The 20,219-nt window shown below is 60.0% G+C and carries 19 protein-coding genes and 1 tRNA gene; 4 read left to right on the top strand and 16 right to left on the bottom strand.

Annotation, left to right across the window (positions count from 1 at the left end):
• Positions 1 to 20: 20 nt before the first annotated feature.
• Positions 21 to 1,325 carry a cation:dicarboxylate symporter family transporter gene (locus P5706_RS09915; protein WP_285679117.1) on the top strand — a complete coding sequence of 435 codons (1,305 nt, stop codon included), beginning with the start codon at positions 21 to 23 and terminating at the stop codon, positions 1,323 to 1,325.
• A 128-nt stretch (positions 1,326 to 1,453) separates the two neighbouring features.
• On the opposite strand, the gene P5706_RS09910 is transcribed toward P5706_RS09915, so the two are convergent.
• The 3 genes from P5706_RS09910 to P5706_RS09900 form a co-directional block, all read right to left on the bottom strand.
• Positions 1,454 to 2,140, bottom strand: a complete 687-nt coding sequence (locus tag P5706_RS09910; RefSeq protein WP_285679116.1) for a hypothetical protein — start codon at positions 2,138 to 2,140, stop codon at positions 1,454 to 1,456.
• A 139-nt stretch (positions 2,141 to 2,279) separates the two neighbouring features.
• Positions 2,280 to 2,355: transfer RNA gene (locus P5706_RS09905), tRNA-Asn, on the bottom strand.
• A gap of 86 nt (positions 2,356 to 2,441) precedes the next feature.
• Complete coding sequence (locus P5706_RS09900) at positions 2,442 to 3,326, bottom strand: LysR family transcriptional regulator (RefSeq protein ID WP_285679115.1); 885 nt, start codon at positions 3,324 to 3,326, stop codon at positions 2,442 to 2,444.
• Between the two features lie 101 nt (positions 3,327 to 3,427).
• Between P5706_RS09900 and lldD the strand changes: the two genes are divergently transcribed.
• Together lldD and P5706_RS09890 are read left to right on the top strand one after the other, a co-directional pair.
• On the top strand, positions 3,428 to 4,570 hold the full coding sequence (gene lldD / locus P5706_RS09895; protein ID WP_285679113.1) for an FMN-dependent L-lactate dehydrogenase LldD: 1,143 nt from the start codon (positions 3,428 to 3,430) through the stop codon (positions 4,568 to 4,570).
• 282 nt (positions 4,571 to 4,852) lie between these two features.
• Positions 4,853 to 5,779 carry a GGDEF domain-containing protein gene (locus P5706_RS09890; protein ID WP_200431305.1) on the top strand — a complete coding sequence of 309 codons (927 nt, stop codon included), beginning with the start codon at positions 4,853 to 4,855 and terminating at the stop codon, positions 5,777 to 5,779.
• A gap of 21 nt (positions 5,780 to 5,800) precedes the next feature.
• On the opposite strand, the gene P5706_RS09885 is transcribed toward P5706_RS09890, so the two are convergent.
• The 7 genes from P5706_RS09885 to P5706_RS09855 all read right to left on the bottom strand — a co-directional run bounded on the left by P5706_RS09885 (position 5,801) and on the right by P5706_RS09855 (position 13,662).
• On the bottom strand, positions 5,801 to 6,574 hold the full coding sequence (locus P5706_RS09885; protein ID WP_207160917.1) for an iron-containing redox enzyme family protein: 774 nt from the start codon (positions 6,572 to 6,574) through the stop codon (positions 5,801 to 5,803).
• Between the two features lie 78 nt (positions 6,575 to 6,652).
• Positions 6,653 to 9,127 (bottom strand): EAL domain-containing protein, encoded by a 2,475-nt coding sequence (locus P5706_RS09880; RefSeq protein WP_285679111.1) that lies wholly within the window; start codon positions 9,125 to 9,127, stop codon positions 6,653 to 6,655.
• Positions 9,128 to 9,192: 65 nt separating this feature from the next.
• Entirely contained in the window at positions 9,193 to 11,058 is a 1,866-nt protein-coding gene (locus tag P5706_RS09875) for an ABC transporter ATP-binding protein (protein WP_455928604.1), read from the bottom strand.
• Positions 10,985 to 11,590 (bottom strand): DsbA family protein, encoded by a 606-nt coding sequence (locus tag P5706_RS09870; protein ID WP_177034541.1) that lies wholly within the window; start codon positions 11,588 to 11,590, stop codon positions 10,985 to 10,987. Before P5706_RS09870 ends, P5706_RS09875 begins: the two co-directional genes overlap by 74 nt.
• A gap of 36 nt (positions 11,591 to 11,626) precedes the next feature.
• Entirely contained in the window at positions 11,627 to 12,568 is a 942-nt protein-coding gene (gene trhO, locus P5706_RS09865) for an oxygen-dependent tRNA uridine(34) hydroxylase TrhO (RefSeq protein WP_285679109.1), read from the bottom strand.
• A gap of 275 nt (positions 12,569 to 12,843) precedes the next feature.
• Complete coding sequence (locus P5706_RS09860) at positions 12,844 to 13,137, bottom strand: BolA family protein (protein ID WP_200431301.1); 294 nt, start codon at positions 13,135 to 13,137, stop codon at positions 12,844 to 12,846.
• Positions 13,138 to 13,143: 6 nt separating this feature from the next.
• A complete protein-coding gene (locus P5706_RS09855; RefSeq protein WP_200431300.1) occupies positions 13,144 to 13,662 on the bottom strand; it encodes a DUF2059 domain-containing protein in 519 nt (172 codons plus the stop codon).
• A 192-nt stretch (positions 13,663 to 13,854) separates the two neighbouring features.
• Here P5706_RS09855 and P5706_RS09850 point away from each other — a divergent pair, with 192 nt between their 5' ends.
• On the top strand, positions 13,855 to 15,243 hold the full coding sequence (locus P5706_RS09850) for a class II fumarate hydratase (protein ID WP_285679108.1): 1,389 nt from the start codon (positions 13,855 to 13,857) through the stop codon (positions 15,241 to 15,243).
• A gap of 782 nt (positions 15,244 to 16,025) precedes the next feature.
• Here the strand turns inward: P5706_RS09850 and P5706_RS09845 are convergent.
• From P5706_RS09845 to P5706_RS09820, 6 genes are all read right to left on the bottom strand, one after another.
• Positions 16,026 to 16,982 carry a DMT family transporter gene (locus P5706_RS09845; protein WP_285679107.1) on the bottom strand — a complete coding sequence of 319 codons (957 nt, stop codon included), beginning with the start codon at positions 16,980 to 16,982 and terminating at the stop codon, positions 16,026 to 16,028.
• An 80-nt stretch (positions 16,983 to 17,062) separates the two neighbouring features.
• Positions 17,063 to 18,034 (bottom strand): fimbrial protein, encoded by a 972-nt coding sequence (locus P5706_RS09840; protein ID WP_285679106.1) that lies wholly within the window; start codon positions 18,032 to 18,034, stop codon positions 17,063 to 17,065.
• A 38-nt stretch (positions 18,035 to 18,072) separates the two neighbouring features.
• Complete coding sequence (locus P5706_RS09835) at positions 18,073 to 18,609, bottom strand: fimbrial protein (RefSeq protein WP_285679105.1); 537 nt, start codon at positions 18,607 to 18,609, stop codon at positions 18,073 to 18,075.
• Positions 18,610 to 18,620: 11 nt separating this feature from the next.
• Positions 18,621 to 19,100, bottom strand: a complete 480-nt coding sequence (locus P5706_RS09830; RefSeq protein ID WP_200431295.1) for a fimbrial protein — start codon at positions 19,098 to 19,100, stop codon at positions 18,621 to 18,623.
• A 13-nt stretch (positions 19,101 to 19,113) separates the two neighbouring features.
• Positions 19,114 to 19,608 carry a fimbrial protein gene (locus tag P5706_RS09825; protein ID WP_285679104.1) on the bottom strand — a complete coding sequence of 165 codons (495 nt, stop codon included), beginning with the start codon at positions 19,606 to 19,608 and terminating at the stop codon, positions 19,114 to 19,116.
• Between the two features lie 10 nt (positions 19,609 to 19,618).
• Positions 19,619 to 20,203 (bottom strand): fimbrial protein, encoded by a 585-nt coding sequence (locus P5706_RS09820; RefSeq protein WP_200431293.1) that lies wholly within the window; start codon positions 20,201 to 20,203, stop codon positions 19,619 to 19,621.
• Between the last annotated feature and the right edge of the window lie 16 nt (positions 20,204 to 20,219).

Here is a 20,219-nt window from a genome sequence, read left to right as displayed (position 1 = left end):
ATCGCAAATGAGGCATTCCCATGCACACGCCCCGCATCGCGCTGGTCTGGCAAATCATGATCGGCTTGCTCGCCGGCATCGCCATTGGTGCCTTGTTGCACCGTTTTCCCGAATCCCGGCCGTGGCTGGTGGACAATATCCTGCAACCGGCGGGCGACATTTTTATCAAGCTGATGAAGATGATCGTCGTGCCAATCGTGTTCTCCTGCATGGTGGTGGGCATTGCCGGGCACGGTGACGGCAAGGCCCTGGGCCGTATCGGGGTCAAAGCCTTGAGCTATTTTTTCGGCATCACCACCCTGGCGATCATCGTCGGGCTGGTGTTGGGCAACCTGCTCAAACCCGGCGCCGGCACTGAATTGGCCAGCCTGCATGCAGCGACCATCACCCTGCCCACCAGCGGTGGCGGCGGCCACAGCCTGGGGCAGATCATTGTCGGCATCATCCCCGATAACGTGATCAGCGCCATGGCCCAGGGCAGCCTGTTGTCGGTGCTGTTTTTTGCGGTGATGTTCGGCCTTGCGGTGTCGCGCTTGCCCGCCGAACGCAAAGACCCGGTGATTGCGCTGATGCGTGGCCTCTCGGATGGAATGTTCAAACTGACCTCGATGATCATGGCCTACGCGCCCATCGGCGTGTTCGGCATGATCGCTGTCACCGTGGCCAACTTCGGTTTCGGCGCATTGCTGCCGTTGGCCAAGCTGATCATGGTCAGCTATGTGTCCATCGTGTTTTTCGTGCTGGTGGTGCTCAACCTGATCGCGCGTTTTTGCGGGATCAACCTGTTTGCCTTGATGCGGCATATCAAGGATGAACTGGTGCTGGCCTTCTCCACCGCCAGCTCGGCAGCGGTGATGCCGCAATTGATGAAGAAGCTCGAAACCTATGGCGTGCCGCCGTCGCTGGTGAGCTTTGTGGTGCCGGTGGGTTACTCGTTCAACCTCGACGGCGCCTCGCTGTTCCTCGGCATCGGCACATTGTTTGTGGCGCAGTTGTATGGCATCGACCTGAGCCTGTCCGACCAGGCCTTGCTGGTGGTGACCATGGTGCTCACCTCCAAAGGGGCTGCGGGTGTGCCGGGGTTCATGTTTGTGATTCTGTCCGCCACCTTGGGCAGTGCTGGTTTGCCGCTGGAAGGCGTGGCGATTATCGCGGGGGTTTATCGCTTGATGGAGATGCCGACCACCGCGCTGAATGTGTTGGGCAATGCGTTGGCGCCGTTGGTGATTGCCAAGTGGGAGGCACGTGAGGCATCTGGCTCATACCGCAACGACCTTTCCAGTCCGCGTGGCCAACATTGCGATCAGGAACGGCCCGCGCGATAGCCAATCAGAATCCGACGTTGCGCAAACGGTGGAAGGCGCTGGAGGTCCGCGAAAGGGAGTGCAGGGGTGGCCGACCCGCACTCCTCTATTGAGGCTAGAGTAAACAAGACGGGGGAGACAACCGCTGCTCAGCTTTTGATTTCGGACGCGCTCAATGGCGCTTTAACCACAGGTTCTCTTAGCCAGATCCGGCCAACGAAACAATAAAAAATCAATAGCGCCAGGCAGGCGCCCACGCCTTTCCAGTCGACTAAACCATCGAAATGGAACCAGCCCGCTATCAACGCCAGAATATAGCAGCCTCCCAACAAATCGACCTTGAAGTTATGGTCCTTGCGTTGATTGATGAGGTTTAACATCAAGACAGTAATGGCGTAGGCCACCGACAGACAAAACACACCCAACTTCATGAACTGCACAGCGTTAGACGCCAACTCAGACCCTGCTGAACCACGGGTAATCAGGTACAAACCAATGCCGACGCCCAACAGCATTCCGCTTGCAATAAAACCACAGCTGATACCCGCCCGCCCAATAGCGAGGATTAAATATTCGAACCACCACTTACCGTTGCAATTGCGACTCCCCCCCATAGTCACCAGGCCGGTCAACACCAGACTCAGCAGGCTCAAGATAAAAAAGTATGCAATGGAGACCGGCTCTTGCACCAACGATGCATACCAGTCGGGCAAACTTTTATTGAGATCAATGAAGAAACTACCTCCCACAATCAAAAAGATTCCGCACACGCTGAAAACAGCAAAATTTTCCAGTGCGGACACCAGCGAAACTCGATCAAACGCAGACTTGTCCATATTTCGTTACTCAACTCCATAATCAAAAAACCGACCTACGCTGAATAACGTGCGTCTTCTGCGCCAGGGGCGCCAGAGCAACGTATTCTGCCGAATCCAAGGCAAAAAAAAGCCTGCATCTCTGCAGGCTTTCTCTATCTGGCTCCACGACCTGGACTCGAACCAGGGACCCAATGATTAACAGTCATTTGCTCTACCAACTGAGCTATCGCGGAATGCGCCGTATGTTACTGATTAAAAAGAAGAAGTCAAGCACCGAGGCGCATTTGGACGAATTCCTACAAATTCCGGTTGTAGCCCGCTACGCCGGGCTGGCCATTTCCTTGGCCAGATCCAGCCATGCACGCGCCGCCGGCGGGAGGTGCGCGCTGGCGCGCCAGGCCAGGGCGATGTGCCAGTCGGTGTGGGGTTCGTCCAACGCAATCAAGGCGATGCCCGCGTGTTGATGTTTGAGTGCGAGCATGCGCGGCAGGAAGGCGACGCCCAGCCCGGCTGAGACCAGGTCAACGATAAAATCGATCTGCCCGCTGCGCGCGGTCACTCGTGGCGTGACGCCTTTGCGTTCACAGGCGGCGAGTATCTTGGCGTTCAGGGCGAAGCCAGCTTCGAACAAAATGAACGGTGAATCGGCCAGGTCGGTGAAGTCGATGCGTTTGCGCTTGGCCAGTGGGTGGCTGATGGGCAGTACTGCCATCAGCGGTTCATTGCGCACCGGCTGGTAGTCGAAGGCTTCGTCCACCGGCAACAGCAGCGCAGCGAGGTCAACCTCCCCTGCTTCCAGGCATTCGCGCAGTTTTTTGCTGCCGTATTCGGTGAGTTCGATTTCGATCTCCGGGTAGCGGCTGCGATACGCCGCGAACATCGCCGCAAACAGCACGCCGCAGCCCACCGGCGGCAGGCCGATGCGCAGCACGCCGCGCTTGAGGCCGCGCAGGTCGTTGATCTCGGCCACCAGGTCGTTGTGCTCGGCGAGCAACACTAAGGCGCGGCGGTAGGCTATTTCGCCGGCGGCTGTCAGCTCGTTACGGTGGCCCAGGCGGTTGAGCAGCGGCGTGCCGAGTTCGTCTTCGAGGGTCTTGACCGCCTTGCTCACGGTGGATTGGGTCAGGGCCACCACCTCAGCCGCCTGGGAGAAACCGCCCTGGCGCACCACTTCGACAAAGGCCCGCACGGTTCTCAGGTTCATCGGTATTCCTATAGCGACTGGGTATTAGTAATAAAAGTTGTTTTTATCATGCCAGCTTTTTGCTTATGGTGGTGCGACCCAGCTCTGTGGAGAACCCGTTCATGATCATCTCGTCCGCCTCCGACTACCGTGCAGCCGCCAAGCGCAAACTGCCGCGCTTTCTATTCGATTACATCGACGGCGGCGCCTACGCCGAGCACACCCTGCGCGCCAACAGTTCGGACCTGGCCGAGATCAGCCTGCGCCAGCGCATCCTGCGCAATGTCGACAACCTGAGCCTCAAGACCACGCTGTTCGGCCAGGAGCTGGCCATGCCGGTGATTCTCAGCCCCGTGGGCCTGACCGGCATGTACGCGCGACGTGGTGAGGTGCAAGCGGCCAAGGCGGCGGCCAACAAGGGCATCCCGTTCTGCCTGTCGACGGTGTCGGTGTGCCCAATTGAAGAGGTGGCGTCGCAAAGCCCGCAGTCGATCTGGTTCCAGCTCTACGTGCTCAAAGACCGCGGCTTTATGCGCAATGCGCTGGAGCGCGCCCAGGCCGCAGGGGTGACCACGCTGGTGTTTACCGCCGATATGCCCACACCCGGCGCGCGTTACCGTGATGCGCATTCGGGCATGTCCGGGCCGTATGCGGCGCAGCGCCGGATGCTGCAGGCGGTGTGCAAGCCGCAGTGGGCCTTTGATGTGGGCTTGATGGGCCGCCCCCACGACTTAGGCAATATCTCCAAATACCTCGGCAAGCCCACCCACCTGGAAGACTACATCGGCTGGCTGGCGAACAATTTCGACCCGTCGATCAGTTGGAAAGACCTGGAGTGGATCCGAGAGTTCTGGAAAGGCCCGATGATCATCAAGGGCATCCTCGACCCCCAGGACGCCAAGGACGCGGTGAGTTTCGGCGCCGACGGCATCGTGGTCTCCAACCACGGCGGGCGCCAGCTCGATGGCGTGTTGTCGACCGCCAAAGCCTTGCCGCCGATTGCCGAAGCCGTGGGCGATGACCTCACAGTGCTGGTGGACTCCGGCATTCGCTCCGGGCTCGACGTGGTGCGCATGCTCGCCCTGGGCGCCAAGGGCTGCTTGCTGGGGCGCTCGACTGTCTACGCGCTGGCCGCCGCCGGCCAGTCCGGGGTAGAAAACCTGCTGGATATCTTCGCCAAGGAGATGCGCGTGGCCATGACCTTGACCGGCGTGACCTCGATTGACCAGATCGATCACACCACCTTGGTTCAAACAGCCAAATAACTGACGTCACTGCACAACGACTGTTGCAGTCTTTTTACAACAGTCGTTGATTTATAAGGCATTTTTAAAAGTTAAACAAAGTGGCATGAATCTCGCTCTAAACCCTTTCAAGCAGGTTAAGCGATGACAAGACGTGTGGCAGGGCCCAGGGGTTATAACCCATGGCAAAGCGGTTTAAACTGTTTCCAATGTTTTACGGAACTGAAGGAACAGTAAGACGCTTGGCATTTGCCGCTCTCGTGCAGCCTGTAAGACAGTTAAGTGCTTAGAGGCCGTCAGCTTATGAAATCACCTACCCAGACCAACGCAATTGACTTCGACAGTGCCAAATTGCAACGCCTGGGGTTTGGTCAGCCGTCCCTGCTTCCACGTCGCCCCACCACACTTGCGCAACTCCGCCAGCAACTGAACCAGCAATTGCAAACCAGCCTTGAGCCGGAGCGCATTCTCGCGCTGTTCTTTCGCGAAGTTCAGCGGCTGGTGCCGTTGGACGCGCTGCAATATCGGCATGAGGCCAGCGACTTGCGCCTGGAGTTTGGCCATCGTGGGCACCACTCGGTGAGCTACACCTTGAGCCATGAAGGCGAGCATCTGGGCGAGTTGATATTCCGGCGCAACCAACGCTTGCTGGACGACGAACTGGCGCAGCTTGAGTCTTTGCTGTCGACCTTGCTGTACCCGATGCGTAACGCCCTGCTCTACCGCGCGGCCACCCGCAGTGCCCTGCGTGACCCGCTGACCGAAACCGGCAACCGCATTGCAATGGACCAGACGCTGCAACGGGAAATCGACATGGCCCGGCGGCACCTGAGCCCGTTATCTCTGTTGATGCTGGACATTGACCACTTCAAGAAAATCAACGACACCCACGGCCACGCTGCGGGCGACATCGTATTGCGCGCCGTCGCCGACTCGATCAAGAGCCAGTTGCGTAATGTGGACATGGTGTTTCGGTTTGGCGGGGAAGAGTTTTTGATCCTGCTGTCGAACACTGGCCGGGACCCGGCGGGTATGGTCGGCGAACGCCTGCGTCGGGCGGCAGAGGCTCAGGACTATTGGGCCGATGGCAAGCGGATTGAACTGACGGTGAGCCTGGGTTGCTCGACCCTGTTGGCGGCCGAGTCGGCAGAAAGCCTGTTGCGGCGGGCCGACAACGCCCTGTACGTGGCCAAGCGCGAAGGTCGCAACCGCTTGGCAATGGCGGGGTAAAACCCCGCCATCACGCTTACATCACGCCTCGCTGGCGACGCGAACCTGACGTTCGCGAACGGCTGCTGGCGCCTTTGCTTTTTCGTTCTCCAACCGCATGCAACTTTCCAAAAACAGGTACATGTAGTCGTAGCTCTTGCACACCGCCTGGCGCAGCTCTACCTGCAAAGCTTTGCTCGGGTTCATCCCGGCCAGCGTGCAGATGATTTCCAGCGCTTCCCAAGGGTGGGCGTCGTCGTATTGCGCGTGCATCTTCAACCATTTCATGGCGCGCTTGCGGTCTTCTTCAGGGAAGGCGGCCGCATACACACCGGTAGAACACACCACGGCGGACCACTCACCAGTCGCCCCCTCGATTGCGTAGTTGGTCGCGGCAATCGCCACGATCAACGAATCGGCCGAGCTGGTGTGCCAGCACCAGTGACTCAGTGCGTGCAACTCCGGCGGTACGTTCTGCGCTTGCAACTCTTCCAGGCTTACCCCGTGGGCACGCGCCCAGTGCACCCAATAGTCGGCGTGGTTGAGTTCCACGCGAATATTGCGCATCAGCCACCGGCGCGCCATATCCTCCCCAGGATGACGGGCAAACTTGGTCTTGGTGAGGTTCTGTGCCATGTACAAGGCAAACTGTTCAACCACTGGCCAGCCACCGATAAGGTAATGGCGCATGGTCTTGGCGCTGAGCGTGTTGTCACGCATGCGCTGGTACAGTTCGTGTTCGACAACGCGGCGCTTGCTCTCGCTACAGTCCAGGATCAATTGTTGCGCCCAGGCTGGGTAACTCGAGGCTTCCATAAGCGGGCCGGTTCGGTTGAAGGTGTCGATCACTGTAGGGCTCCTTTTCTAATGTGATTGTACAGACCGTCGAATGCTTCAGCGGAATGTGCCGGGCGCCTTGAACAACAGTGGCTGCGGCCGCACGGGTCGGCACTGCAGACTATCAAAGGTAAACAATTGCGGACGTTCGATCAGGTATCCCTGAGCATAATCCACACCGATCTCAAGTAAAGCCTGTTCGATCAACGGTGTTTCAACAAATTCGGCAATTGTGCGCTTACCCATGACATGGCCGATGTGGTTGATAACCTCGACCATTGCACGGTTAATCGGGTCGTCCAGCATATCCTTTACGAAACTCCCGTCGATCTTCAGGAAGTCTACAGGCAAATGTTTAAGATAGGCGAATGAAGACATTCCGGCACAAAAGTCATCGAGTGAAAAATGGCAACCTAAGGCTTTGAGTTCATTAATAAAGCGGATTGCACTGCCCAAATTGGCAATAGCACTGGTCTCTGTTATTTCAAAACAAATCATTTCCGGCGGAATGCTGTAAGCCTCGAATTTCTCACGTAAAAATCCGAGAAAATCATCATCTCCGATAGTTATGCCTGACAGATTAATCGCACACATCGCCATAGGACGGCCCGCACGCTCTTGCATACAACGGGCGATAATCTTAAATACGTTTTCCACCACCCAACGATCCAGCGAAGTCATCAAACCGTAACGTTCGGCCGCCGGAATAAAACTGTCCGGCAGGATGATCCGACCCGCCTCGTCGTGCAGGCGCAGGAGGATCTCAATATGGCCATTACCGCCATCGGTGTGGCCAAGCGGCGAGATTTCCTGGGAGTAGAGGCAAAAACGATCTTCCTCCAAGGCCATATGCAGGCGCTGCACCCAAGCCATTTCGCCAAAGCGCAGGGACAATTCCGAGTCATCGGCGTGGTAGACCTGCACCCGGTTGCGGCCCTTTTCCTTGGCCATATAGCAGGCCATATCGGCGGCGCGCAGCGAGGTTTCCAGGGTGGTCGGCGATTGCGAGATATGCACCAGGCCAATGCTCACGGTGGTCATGAACGGCCGGCCTTTCCACACAAAATGCAGGCTTTGCACGGTATGGCGCAGGCTTTCGGCGATTTTTTCCGCCACCGCCGCCGGGCAGTTCTCCAACAGGATGCCGAACTCGTCGCCGCCCAGGCGCGCCAGGGTGTCGCCTTCGCGCAGGTCCGATTGCAGTAACGCGCAGATATGCCGCAGCAGTTCATCGCCCGCCGCATGCCCGCAGGTGTCGTTGACCAGCTTGAACTGGTCGAGGTCGAGGAACATCAAGGCATGCCGCCCGCTCTGCTGGCGCGCTACCTGTTGCAGCACTTGCTCCAGCCGGAACTCGAATTCGCGGCGGTTGGCCAGGCCCGTCAAGGCATCGTGGGTCGCCTGCCACGACAGGTTGGCGATGTACTGGCGCTCCTGGGTCATGTCGTGCAACACCAGCACCGCGCCACTGACCTTGCCGGCGCTGCGGATCGGCGCACCTACCAGCGTAACTGACACCGTGCTGCCGTCCACGCGCTGGATCAGCTTGGAATGCTCGCTGCCGCCACTGAGTTCGCCCTTGATGATGTGCTCGATCAGGGCAAAGCCATCGGGCTCGGCATTATCATCCAGCAGGTTGAACAACGCCGCCAGCGGCAACCCTTGGGCCTGGGCGGTCTTCCAATGGGTCAGCGCTTCGGCGGCCGGGTTCATGTAGGCAATGGCGCCGTCGACATCCGTGGTGATCACGCCGTCACCAATCGACTCCAGGGTGATCTGCGCCCGTTCCTTCTCGGCTTGCAAGGCAGTGGCGAAGGCGTGGCGTTGGGTCAGCAGTTTGTGGGTACGCAGCAGCGCCAGCACGATCAAACCCAGCGCAGTGGCCAGGTTGGTGATCAGCAACAGGCGCAGGATCATCCGCGAACCTTCGCCCAAGGCATCGCTGAAGGCCTTGGCAGCCGGCGTCACGCCGTCGTTGATGGCAATGATGCGCGCCTTCCAGTCAGCAATGTCGCCAGGGCTGACCTGATTGCTGCGAATCGCGCGGTGCATCGCCTGGGCCAGGTCATCGAGTTGCACCAGGTAACCATCGCCCACGGTCCACAATTCAATGGCTTTTTCCAGGTAACTGAAATGGCGAAAGTTGAGGTACAGCCAGATCAGGCTGGACACGTCGTCGGGGTGGTTGCCGCCCTTGAGGATGCCCAGGCGCGCGGCCGCAAGGTCGGGCGTGGGATGATCCAGCGCCACCCGCAATTCATGCCCGCCCTGGGGCACGGCGATGGCTTGCTGGTATTTGAGGAAGGTCGCTTCGTCGCGGTTATCGGCGTAAAGGGTGAGGTAGTAGATGGCGTCTTTCTGGCCCTTGGACCACAAGCTCTCGCCCGCCACGTAGCCGCGCACCGCCGACAGCACGTAGAGGCTGACGCAGCCCAGCAATGCCTGGAACAGCACGACGGCGATAAACGGCCAGACAATGCCCAGCAACCGCGGCCTGCTTAACGTCACTCCGAGAGTACGCTTTTGCTTCATGAGGTCCCTTGCACATGCACTGCTTGATACGCACGCGAAAATCCGCTCTCGATAGCTCAGCTAAATCAACGCACTTGTTGCAGGTGTCCGTAGAGCTTGGCGTACAACCCTCCATCGGCAATCAACTGCTGATGGTCGCCATCTTCGGCAATATGCCCACCATCAAACACCAGTACCCGGTCTGCCTGTTTCACCGCAGAAAGCCTATGGGCGATGATCAGTGTAGTACGCCCACTGAGAAACCGCGCCAGCGCCTGGTGCAGGTTGTACTCGGTGGCGGCGTCCAGGGCGGAGGTGGCCTCGTCCAGTATCACCACTTTCGGCTCGGCCAGCACCATGCGCGCGATGGCCAGGCGTTGGCGCTGCCCGCCGGAAAAACGCACACCCGAGCGCCCCACCACACTGTCCAGGCCCAACGGCAGCGCCTTGACGGTAGCATCCAACTGAGCAATTTCCAGTGCCTGCCAACAGGCTTGGTCGCTGCGGGCGCGGCCCATGGTCAGGTTGGCGCGCACGGTGTCGTTGAACAGCGCCGGGTGTTGCAGCACCACTGCGACGTTCTCGCGAATGGTCGCCAGGCCGATTTCCTGCTGGGTGGCACCACCAAAACGAATACTGCCGGCCTGTGGCGTATACAGCCCGAGCAGCAGTTGCACCAAGGTGCTTTTGCCGCCGCCGCTGGCGCCGACAATCGCGACCTTCTCGCCCGGTGCGATGGCCAGGTTCAGTTGGTCGAGCACCAACTCTTCGCCATAGCCGAAGTTAAGGCCACGCACCTCGATGCCGACGGTTTCACGCCCGGTGAACGGGTCTTCGCCGCCGGCATATTGCGGCTCGTCGGCCCGTGCCAGCAGCTCGTTGATACGCGTCAGCGCACCACCCGCGGCGTAGTAGGCATATTGCAGGTTGAGCAGTTGCTCCACCGGGCCGATCATGAACCACAGGTAGCTGAACACTGCGAGCATCTGGCCGATGGACAGGTCGGAAAACAACACGGTGAGCATCGCCGCTGCGCGAAAGATGTCGATGCCGAACTGGAACAACAAGCCACTGGCGCGGCTGGAGGCGTCGGTTTTCCACTGCGAGTGGATGGCGTAGTCACGCACTTCCTGGGCACGCTGGCCCAGGCGCCCGAGGAAAAAGCCCTGGCGATTGCCGGCACGCACTTCCTGGATGGCGTCGAGGGTTTCAGTCAGCGCCTGGGTGAAGCGCGAGGTGCTGTCGTTCTCCAGCTTCTTCAAGTGTTTGACGCGCTTGCCCAACTGCACCGTGGCGTAGATCACCAAGGGATTGAACAACAGGATCAACAACGCCAACTGCCAGTGCATCCACACCAGAATCGCCGAAGTGCCGACCAGCGTGAGCATCGCCACCAGAAAGCGGCTGAGGGTTTCGCCGACAAACTTGTCCAGCGTGTCCAGGTCGGTCACCAGATGCGTGGTCACCGTGCCACTGCCCAGGCTTTCGTATTCGCCCAGGGAAATCCGCTTGAGCCGTTCGATCAGGCGCACGCGGATGCGGTACACAATATCCTTGGCCAGCCGCGCAAACAGGCGCGCCTGCACCACGTTGAACACCAGTGCGCCGCAGCGCAGGCACAAGGTCACCAACAGCATCAGGCCGATATAACCGGCTGCCTTCTGCCACCCCAATGGCAGCGCGTGGTTCATCACCTTGAGGGCGGCATCGCCGTGGCCGAGCAGCACTTCGTCCACCAGCAATGGCAACAGCAAAGGGATAGGCACGCTGCACAGAGTCGCCAGTACGGCAACGCCATTGGCGATCCACAGGGATTTCTTGTGACGCAGGGCCAGGCGGCGAATTTCCGCCCAGGTCAGTCGGTCGATGCGTTTGGGCTCATCCTGCACAGGTGGCTCGCTCCAGCCATCGGGCGAGCAAAGGCGACAGCTCGGACAACGGCTGATAGCCATTGGTCAGCAACGCCAGTTGGCCATTACGTTCGGCCAACAACGTCGGGAAACCGGCAATGCCCAGGTCCTGCACCCAGGTAAAGTCGGCGGCCGTTGCTGCATGTTGCTCGGCACGGTCGAATGCACCGGCAAACTCGATACGCGGAATGCCCGCCTGCTCGGCCAGTTCCACCAGCACGCTGGCGAGGGTCACATCGCGGCCTTCGACATAAAACGCACGCTGGATCAGGCCCAGCAGGGTCCAGGCACAATCCGGCGCCAGGCTGCGCGCGGTGACGATGGCGCGGCACGCAGGCTCAGTGTCATAGACAAAGCCGTCGGGCAACGCACCTTCGCGTTTGAACGGCTGACCAGTGGCATCGGTGACGGCCTGCCAGTGCTCAAGGATATAGCGCCGCGTGGTCGGCTCCAGCGCCGCACCGCTGCCGGTGCGCAGGCCGCCCACCACCAGGTGCACGTCCACGCCGGCCGCCTGGGCCTGCTCTACCAGCGCCTGCGCCACCGGGGCAAAGCCCCAGCACCAGGAACACATCGGGTCCATCACATAGAGCAGGCGCGCGGGCATGGGTCAGGCCTCGGAAGGGGTTTGCTTGTAGTTGAAGCCAATCGGGTGCGGCATGTTGCGGGCCTTGGCCAGCTCGATCTGCTTTTGCCGGTCGATGGCGCTGCGACGGGTCTTCTCCGGCAGCTTATCCCAGCAATGCGGGCAACTGATGCCAGCCACATAGTGCTCGGACGCACGGTCTTCGACGCTGACCGGTGTGCGGCAAGCATGACATTGATCGTAGTCGCCTTCGCTCAGGTCGTGGCGCACGGTCACGCGATTGTCGAACACAAAGCAATCGCCCTGCCATTTGGTTTCTGCCTGCGGCACTTCTTCGAGGTACTTCAGGATGCCACCCTTGAGGTGGTAAACCTCATCGAAGCCTTCGCTGAGCATATAGCTGGAAGCCTTTTCACAGCGAATGCCGCCGGTGCAGAACATGGCGACTTTCTTGTGCTTGGCCGGGTCGAAGTTGGCTTTGATGTAGTCGGGAAATTCGCGAAAACTGGTGGTTTTCGGGTCGATTGCGCCTTCAAAGGTGCCGATCGACACTTCGTAGTCGTTACGCGTGTCGATCAACAGCACCTCAGGGTCATTGATTAACGCGTTCCAGTCCTGCGGGTCGACGTAGGTGCCGACCTTTTTGTTCGGGTCGACGCCTTCGACGCCCAGGGTCACGATCTCTTTTTTGAGCTTGACCTTGGTGCGGTAGAACGGCTGGTCGTCGCAGTACGACTCTTTGTGGTCGATGTCGTCCATGCGTGGGTCGGTCTTAAGCCAGGCCATCAGGCCATCGATGCCTTCGCGGCTGCCGGAAACGGTGCCGTTGATGCCTTCTTCGGCGATCAGCAAAGTGCCTTTGATGCCGTTATCGACCATTGCCTGCAGCAGTGGCTCGCGCAGGGCGACGTAGTCTTCGAGGGTGACGAACTTATACAGTGCCGCCACGACAATCGGTTGAGTCATGGGTGTTCTCTCCAGGTGGCTACCCTCGTAAGGGGTGAACCGGATGCAAAAAAAACGCGCCGGCTAAGCGGCGCGTTGCGGATTCTAACAAAATTGGCGACGTTTATGGGCCGCCTCTTTACTGTGGCGAGGGAGCTTGCTCCCGCTGGGCTGCGAAGCGGCCCCGATAAGGCGATTGTGACCTTTCACAAAGATCGCAGTGATGGGCATCAGGGCTGCTGCGCAGCCCAACGGGAGCAAGCTCCCTCGCCACATAACGCCAATGCGCCACAGTGTCAGTGCCCGCCGGCGCAGGTCGGCGAGGCCGGGGCTGCGTCGATTTTCGCCCATTCTTCAGGCGTATAGGTATGCAACGCCAACGCATGAAATTCGCTCATCAGGTCACCCAGGGTGGCGTAGACCGTCTGGTGGCGCTTGACGCGGTTGAGCCCCTCGAACTGTGGGCTGACCAGCACGGCCTTGAAGTGGGTCTGCAACCCACGGCTGTGCATGTGGCTTTCATCCAGCACGCTCAAGTGTTGCGGGCTCAGGGCGGCAAGCGCCGTTTCGATACGCTGTTGCATGGTCATTCCTGCTTACTTCTTCTTGGCCGGTGCGGCGGCTTTTGGCGCCAGCTCGTTGGTCATGTCTTCGAGCAGCTTGTTCACCACCGGCACGGCGCTTTCCAGCTTGGCCTGGGTCATCTGGGCCGATTGCTGGGTCAGTTGCGGCATTTTTTCCAGGACTTTCTTGCCCAGTGGCGACTGGTAGAAGGCTACCAGATCCTTGAGCTCGGATTCGCTGAAGTTGGTGGTGTAGAGCTTGACCATGTCCGGCTTCAGCTTCGGCCAGCCGATGGCTTGGTCCAGAGCAGCGTTGGCCTTGGCCTGGTAGCTGTCCAGTACGGACTGCTTGGTGGCAGGCGCCTTGGTCTGTTGGAAACGCTGGGCAAACATTTGCTGCACTTGCATGTACACCGGGGTACCCAGCTTGTCAGCGTGGGCCAGGGTAAGGAAGGCTTCGGCACTGGCGTTATGGCTGGCGGTATCGGCAAAAACCTGGCCGCTGGCGCAAACCAGAGCAACCGCGGTACAGATGGCACGAAGACGAGTCATCGAGTTTCCTTTCTAGCAGGCGAGGTAAGACCCCAAGGGCGACCATTCTGCGCCTAAAAAACGCCATGTCTCAACCCCACCGCTCCTTGCGCCTACATTCGTGGTGGATTAATCCGATGAAAAGTCTTTTAGGGAACCCCCAACGCCAACCACAGCCTAAACTGCGCAAACGAACCTGAAGGAGTGTGCCCGATGAGCCGTATCGAAACCGACAGCCTGGGAGAAGTCCAAGTCCCGGATGACGCTTACTGGGGCGCGCAGACCCAACGCTCACTGGTGAACTTCGCCATCGGCGAGCAACGTATGCCCCTGGCGGTATTGCACGCGCTGGCCCTGATCAAGAAAGCCGCAGCACGGGTCAATGACCGCAACGGCGACTTGCCCGCCGACATCGCCCGCCTGATCGAACAGGCCGCCGATGAAGTGCTCGACGGCCAGCACGACGACCAGTTCCCGCTGGTGGTGTGGCAGACCGGCAGCGGCACCCAGAGCAATATGAACGCCAACGAAGTGATCGCCGGCCGCGCCAACGAGCTGTCGGGCAAGGCCCGTGGCGGCAAAAGCCCGGTGCATCCCAATGACCATGTGAACCGCTCGCAAAGCTCCAACGACTGCTTTCCCACGGCCATGAGCATTGCGGCGGTGCAGGCAGTTCATCAACGCCTGTTACCGGCGCTCGCCACGCTGTCTGGCGGTTTAGCCGAGCTGGCTGCACGCCATATGAAACTGGTGAAAACCGGCCGCACCCATATGATGGATGCCACGCCGATCACCTTCGGCCAGGAAGTCTCGGCCTTTATCGCCCAACTCGACTACGCCGAGCGCGCCATCCGCAGTGCCCTGCCCGCTGTGTGCGAGTTGGCCCAGGGTGGCACCGCCGTGGGCACCGGGCTCAATTCACCGCATGGCTTTGGTGAAGCGATTGCCTCCGAGCTGGCGGCCTTGTCGGGCTTGCCGTTCGTCACCGCGCCGAACAAGTTTGCCGCCCTCTCCGGTCATGAACCGTTGGTAACTTTGCATGGCGCGCTGAAGACCCTGGCGGTGGCGCTGATGAAGCTCGCCAATGACCTGCGCCTGCTGGGTTCGGGCCCGCGTGCCGGGCTGGCTGAGGTCAAGTTGCCAGCCAATGAGCCGGGCAGCTCGATCATGCCCGGCAAGGTCAACCCGACCCAGTGCGAAGCCCTGTCGATGCTGGCCTGCCAGGTGCTGGGCAATGACGTGACCATCGGCATCGCCGCCAGCCAAGGGCACTTGCAGCTGAACGTGTACAAGCCGGTGATCATCCACAACCTGCTCGAATCGATCCGCCTGCTCGCCGACGGCTGCAACAATTTCCAGGAGCACTGCATCGCAGGCCTTGAGCCGGATGCCGATCAAATGGCCGAGCACCTGGAGCGCGGCTTGATGCTGGTAACGGCGCTCAACCCGCATATCGGCTACGACAAGTCGGCGCAGATTGCCAAGAAGGCCTATGCCGAAGGCTTGACCCTACGCCAGGCGGCGCTGGATCTGGGTTACCTCACCGATGAAGAGTTCGACCAGTGGGTGCGCCCGGAAAACATGCTCGAAGCCGGGCACTAAAAGAACTGGCGAACGCGGTTTGATCGGTGACGCTCCGCGTCGCCTTCAAAGTAGCCGTGGTCTGCGGGACGAAGAGCGTCCGGGGCTGCATGCCCACGCGGAGCGTGGGAACGATCAACACGCTCACTGTGGCGAGCAGGCTTGCCCTGCGTTGGGCTGCGAAGCAGCCCTGACACAGGCAACGCGTTCTTTCAGGCAGACCTCATCGGCGGGTTTTGGTGCTGCTGCGCAACCCAACGCAGGGCAAGCCTGCTCGCCACTGCGTGGTAACGCATCCAGTGACGCTCCGCGTCGCCTTCAAGGTAGCCGTGGTCTGCGGGACGCAGAGCGTCCGGGGCTGCATGCCCACGCGGAGCGTGGGAACGATCAACACGCTCACTGTGGCGAGCAGGCTTGCCCTGCGTTGGGCCGCTACGCAGCCCTGATCCAGGCAACACGTTCTTTCAGGCAGACCTCATCGGCAGGTTTTGGGGCCGCTGCGCAGCCCAACGCAGGGCAAGCCTGCTCGCCACTGCGTGGTAACGCATCCAGTGACGCTCCGCGTCGCCTTCAAGGTAGCCGAGGTCTGCGGGACGCAGAGCGTCCGGGGCTGCATGCCCACGCGGAGCGTGGGAACGATCTAAACACGCTCACTGTGGCGAGCAGGCTTGCCCTGCGTTGGGCTGCGAAGCAGCCCTGACCCAGGCAACACGTTCTTTCAGGCAGACCTCGTCGGCGGGTTTTGGGGCTGCTGCGCAGCCCAACGCAGGGCAAGCCTGCTCGCCACAGTGAGTGTGTTCGTCCTAAGACGCCAAGCGCACCCGCCGGGCCTTGAGTCCGGCGAGCAGCGATGGCGCCAGCGCTACCGTCGCTGAACCGAGCATCACCACCAACGCACCGACGTAGCCCACGGTGTTGATCTGTTCAGCCTGCACATAGTCCGGCCACAACCACGCTGCCAACGCCACCGCCACAAAGGTCACCAACGGCGTCAGCGCCAGGGTCGCACTCACTCGCGACGCCTCCCAATGCGCCAGCGCTTCAGCAAATGCGCCATAGGCCACCAGCGTGTTCATGCAGCACGCGAGCAGCAACCAGCCTTGCAGCGAACTCAATTGCAACGCCTCCAGCGGATGCGCCCACGGCGTGAGCAACAGGGCGCACGACAGGTAGATCACCATCATCACCTGCAGCGAATTCCACACCGTCAGCAATTGCTTCTGGCCCAGGGCGTAGAACACCCAGATGGTGGTCGCCAGCAGAATCGTCAACACGCCCGCCGTGTAGCTGCCCATGGAGGTCAGCAGCTCAGCCAGGCGCTGGTTGAAGAACAAGCCAAAGCCCACGATCAGCACCACCAGCCCCATGCCCTGCCCCAGGCTGAAACGCTCCTTGAACACGAACACACTGGCGATCATCAAAAAGATCGGCCCCATCTGCACCACCAGTTGCGCAGTGCCGGGGCTGAGCATTTTCAGGCCCACCAGGTACAACACGTAGTTGCCCACCAGCCCACACACGGCCATCGCCACCAGCCAGCCACCCTTGGGGCCAAGCACCCTGCGACTCGGCAAGCGCTTGCTCAGCGCCAGGTAGATAAACAGGCAGCTGCCGGCCACCACCAGGCGAAACCAGGTGACTGTGACCGGGTCCATCACCTGCAACACTTGCTTGAGTTTGATCGGCAGAATGCCCCAGAGCAGCGCGGTCAGCAGGGTCAGGAGAAAACCATAGACCCAGCGGCCCGAAGAAATGTGCATGTGTGCCCCAAAAAACCAGAGGTGGAGGAGCGGGCATTCTAGGGCGATGCACGGTGCTTTGGGTATCGATCATTTGTGTGTCAGGGCACCCCCATCACCAGCACACCACTGCCGCTTATAGGCCCTGCGCTCGGCAATGAGCCATTGCGCCGCACCAGCGAAAACGTCACATCGTCGCCGCCCACACTGTTGGTGATACGGGTAAGGAACGAACCGTTCACCGGCACGGCAGTACCGGCACGCACCATGGCCGTGCCCACGTCCGCGTTACTCATCATCAACAGCCGCGTGTCGAATCCGGAGCGGGTGCCTTTGTAGGTAATGGTGATCGGCGTGTTAATGCCGCCGTCCGGGCATGAGTAGGTGAGCCTGCGGTTGCTGACGACAGACGATGTCAACGGGTCGGTGCCTATCGCTCGCTGATGGACGTTGCCGAAGTTGATCTCGATGGGGTTGTTATTGTTGATCGTGCAAGTGGATGGGGAGACCGTGAAGTTATTGTTGGCAATGTAAGTGACGATTAGCTGCGACGAACCCGTGTTCCCGTTGTTTGTCTGGGTCATGCGTAATAGCCCAAGGTTGTCCCCTAAACGAATATCGATAGGATTGCCCGGAGTGTTACGCATCAAAATATAAGGCGTGACATCAATCGGATAGCCGATCGCGTTGTCCGGCATGGTAGCTACCCGGATGCCCACGGGGACCGGTGTGTTTCGGTAGGTCCCATTGATTCGCAAGCCGGTGCCTTCAGACATGAACTTGGGGCCAGGCGTCCACGGGGTGCCTGCAAGGCTCCCGGTTGCCCAGTAGTCCGCAGCCGGAGAAGGCGTCCACCAGGCAGGGGTGTATCGGCATTCGAACCTAGCACCTTCGAGTAGAACGCGGTCTCGGCTGGCGTCCAACCGAACCGTGACCGGAACCTGCAGGGTTATATTCTGGCCTGCGCCCACGTATATCCAACCGCCGCCATTAATGCGGCAATCAACCGCGCTTGCGGTGGTACTCACACCGGCCAGGACGAGCAGCGCCATGGCACCAAATAATCGTTTCATCTTGTTCTCTCGTTTCTCTGCGCTAAGCAGACACAGCATCATGGGTAGTCCAACGTAAACGTCGAAGTCACCGTGTACGCACCGTGCCCAATGGTTTGATCGCGGATAGCCGTCGGCTCGCCCTTCACGTATGCCTTGAGTTCGATCACATTGCTGCCATCGCTTAATACCTGTTCATCGCTGACGGCATTCAAGGGCAGTGGTTTGTCGTTCAAGGTCTCGATGCCGACGCCAATCCCCGAGGCACCACTGCCACCGTCCAGCGCGAACAACCCCGGAAGTTCGCGATTTTCGGCACCGCCGAAGGTGATGGTCACGGTGTTGCCGATGGTGGTGTCACACTCCTCCAGGTGCAGTTGGAAACGCTTGCCCACCGTTCGTGTGTTGATATAAAGGTGCTTGCTGGTGACGTCCCAGAGTTCCAGCGCGATGGCCTCATCGCCTGGGCGGATGGTGCAGGCCTCTTCCACCAGGTTGCCCTTGAACATCAGGTTGTCCGCGCCCTGCCCCACGGGGATCAGGCCGAAGGTGAGCAATAACGCCAGCCCGCCTCTTTGCACAATTTGGTCTCGCATCGCCTCAACTCCTACTGGTATTCAGCCAACAACGTGGCCACGGCCGAAAAACGCGCAGGGGTCAGCGTCGCGCCTGGCTGCTGCACGGGCACTACCTCCAAGGTCGGCGGTGACGACAGGGTGATGTCCAGCGGCTTATTAAGTGCAAGTGGCAGGTTATTCTGAAAAATCCGAATGCCCAGCGCCGGCACGCTGGTCTGCACCGCAGCGCTATCGAATGAGGTGGCTGTGCCGTTGACGCTCAATTTGAGCTCCCAGGGCAATGTGTCGGCGCCACAGTTGATGGCATACCCGACGCCCCGGCGGTATTTCACACCGTCGACGCGCTTTACCCCGACATCGCCAAAATCCACTTCAATGGTGTTGCCATTGTCGATCGTGCAGGGCGGCGGTTCATTCAGCGTGCCGCTGAATGTCAGGTTGGCCGAGGCACCACTGCAAAGGCCGATGGAACACACGGTGAGCAACACGCGTTGCTGCCAAAATGTCATTGAGCATTCCTCGTCATTGGTAATCGACTACCAGGGTCGCGGTGGCATCGAAGGCCCCGCCGGTCAGCGTGCTGCCCACGCGTTTGACGGGCACCGCCTGTACCGCCGGGAAATTGGGATAGGTAAAATTCACGGCTGTGTTCAACGGCCAGTCAGCGCCATTCACGAACAGCTTGACCCCGAGGTCGGCCTTGCGGGTGGACAGCACGCGGCTGTCAAACCCGGCGCCGGTGCCTTTGAGCTCCAAGGTCAGGGCGTTGCTGAACGGCGAATTACAGATGACGGTGTAGGGCACGTCACGACGGTAATTGACCCCGTCTACCCGTGACGTCTGCAGGTCATTGCCGAACGGCACGTCCAGGGTTGAGCCACTGTTAATCACGCAAGGCGGCGGCGCGATGATGACCGCGCGGATGGTCAGGCTGGTCTCGGCCTGCACACTTTGGCTGGCAGACCACAACAAGCCGCCACCGATAAGAATGGCCCACGGGCCGAATGATTTAGCCATCGCTCTGCCCTTACTCATAGTTGAGCCTGAATTGCACCACGGCCTTGAATGCCCCGCTGGTCAACGGCGCCGAGGTGCGCGTAGGCCGAACACGCCAAGTCTGGGTGTTGCGGCCTACGGGCAGGATCAACGGCTCGCCCCTTGAACCCAGCTGCACGTCGCGGCCCAAGGCGTCGGTCAATTGCAGGCCCATCCCGGTAATGCCTTGCACTTTGACCAGCCGAGGGTCATCGGCATCGGCCGGCGCATCGAACGTTACCGACAGCACGGGTTGGTAGGCACTCCATGTCAGGTTTCCGGTGCGTTCGTTGCGCACACGGCCGGCAGTGCGCAGGCAATCGGTAAACCGCAGCTGAAATGCCTTGGCCGTCGCCTGGTCGCCGGGCCGTTGCAATTGGCTGGTCGACACGGCGTCCAGGTCAACCGTCTGGTGCAGTGAGGTCATATCCAGGCTGCAAGGCGATTCATGCATAGAGCCGAGCACATTCAGCATCCCACTCATTCCTTCGATATCTTCGTCGTCCTCGACGGCGTGAACTCCCGCCGCCAAGACCCATAACAGGCCGCCCAAGACCTTCACACGTTGCGACTTCATGGTGTTCTCCAGCAGC

The organism is Pseudomonas sp. ChxA, from assembly GCF_030263855.1.
In the GTDB taxonomy this organism is placed as follows: domain Bacteria; phylum Pseudomonadota; class Gammaproteobacteria; order Pseudomonadales; family Pseudomonadaceae; genus Aquipseudomonas; species Aquipseudomonas fluorescens_CB.
This window is presented reverse-complemented; position numbering and strand designations above follow the sequence as displayed.